Below are 1,463 nucleotides of genomic sequence, written 5' to 3'. Positions count from 1 at the left end.
CCTAAGGGCTGTCCCGTAATGATCTCTGAGTGACCTCGGACGTGGTCGACTGCTGTACTGCTGGGGGGTCTATCCGGCGAGGGCGAGGTTGTGCATTCGTGCGATACCGAGCATGGCGTGGTGGACACCATCGCCTTTGAGACGGCAGTCGCGGAGGATCTTCCAGGTCTTCATGCGGGCGAAGACGTGCTCAATGCGGGCCCGGACCTGCTTGTGGGACTTGTTGTGAGCCTGCTTCCAGCCGGACAACTCCTCGCCCTTGCGGCGCCGGTGGGGCATCACGAGCCCGGTGCCCGGGTAGCCCCCGTCGGCGATGGTCGTGGTCGTGCCGACGGCGGCCTTCGCGCCGGATTCCTCCCACGCCTTGCAGTCGTTACGGTTGCCGGGGAGGGGCCAGCCGACCGCCACGACCAGGCGGGTGTCGGCATCGACGACGACCTGGTGGTTGGTGGAGTACCGGTAGTTCTTCGACTGCTCGGCGACTGTGTGATCGCGGGTGGGCACCAGGGTGCCGTCCACGATCAACACGGTGTCCTTCGCGAACCGCTTCCGGGGCTGGAGGGCGAGCATCGGCCCGAGGTGGTCGATGATCCGGTCCGCCGCCGACTTGGAAATTCCGAACAGCGGGGCCAGTTGGCGCATGGTGAGGTTCGTGCGCCAGTAGGCCGCGACCAGCAGTGCCCGGTCCTCCAGCGGCAGGCTCCACGGGCGGCCCCTGCGGACCGCGTCCGTACCCTCGCGTCGCAGAACCGTCACCAGCTTGCCGAAGTGCCTCGGGCTCAGCCCGGTGAACGGGGCTATCCAGGACGGCTCCGACGCCGTAATCACACCAGCCACCACAAGATCGTCTCATCCACCGGTGAGGCAGTTGTCAAGCCAGTTTGCTTGTTGTGCACGATTGATGCTGGCCTCACCACCCACCACGTAGGCCAGCGCCTCCGCGAAGGTCGACCCCAGCGGCCAGAGGACGTTCGGTCCGACGGCGACGACGCGCCCGCTGGCCGCGATATACGACCTGAACTGGACCGACCACATACCCAAAGGGCTGTAGTTCTCTGCGTATCGGTGCATCAGTTTGGACGCTTCCTCGGCGGTGTCGACGCAGGCGTCAACGGGGTCGATGTGCAGGGACGAGGCCGGGACACGAGCGGGGCAGCTCTTGATCGTCAGCTCGCCGAACTCGGCCCAGACCCCGATCGCCGTGTCATTGAGCTCGAACCCAACGGCCGTCAGCTGATGTGCCCAGTCTCCAGTGGCGATCTTGCGACCTGCCGTCCACCCGGCAACGCCAAGCGCGTCCAGCACCGGGGCCCCGCAGCCTGCCAACGACTCACTGATGTGTTCTATGCGCCCCCCATCCCCTCGGCCGTGTCCATTGCCCGAAGTCTGTCGCACATCCGGACCAGTAGACAGGGCTCCTGGTCGCGGAAAGCTCCGGAGATCGTTTACGGGACAGCCCTTAG

2 protein-coding genes are annotated in these 1,463 nt (G+C 65.9%); both read right to left on the bottom strand.

All coding sequences use genetic code 11. From position 1 onward, the window contains the following. Positions 1 to 69 precede the first annotated feature (69 nt). The gene (locus ACFWXC_RS53030) at positions 70 to 837 is read right to left on the bottom strand and encodes a transposase (protein WP_384491553.1); all 768 of its coding nucleotides are present in this window, start codon (positions 835 to 837) and stop codon (positions 70 to 72) included. Positions 838 to 849: 12 nt separating this feature from the next. Further along, positions 850 to 1,305, bottom strand: coding sequence for an SUKH-3 domain-containing protein (locus tag ACFWXC_RS53025; protein WP_384491551.1), 456 nt, complete (start codon positions 1,303 to 1,305; stop codon positions 850 to 852). Positions 1,306 to 1,463: the final 158 nt, after the last annotated feature.

This window comes from Streptomyces sp. NPDC058683 (genome assembly GCF_042716195.1).
Taxonomy (GTDB): Bacteria; Actinomycetota; Actinomycetes; order Streptomycetales; family Streptomycetaceae; genus Streptomyces.
The sequence above is the reverse complement of the archived record's forward strand: the minus strand, read 5'-3'. Positions and strand labels throughout refer to the sequence as shown.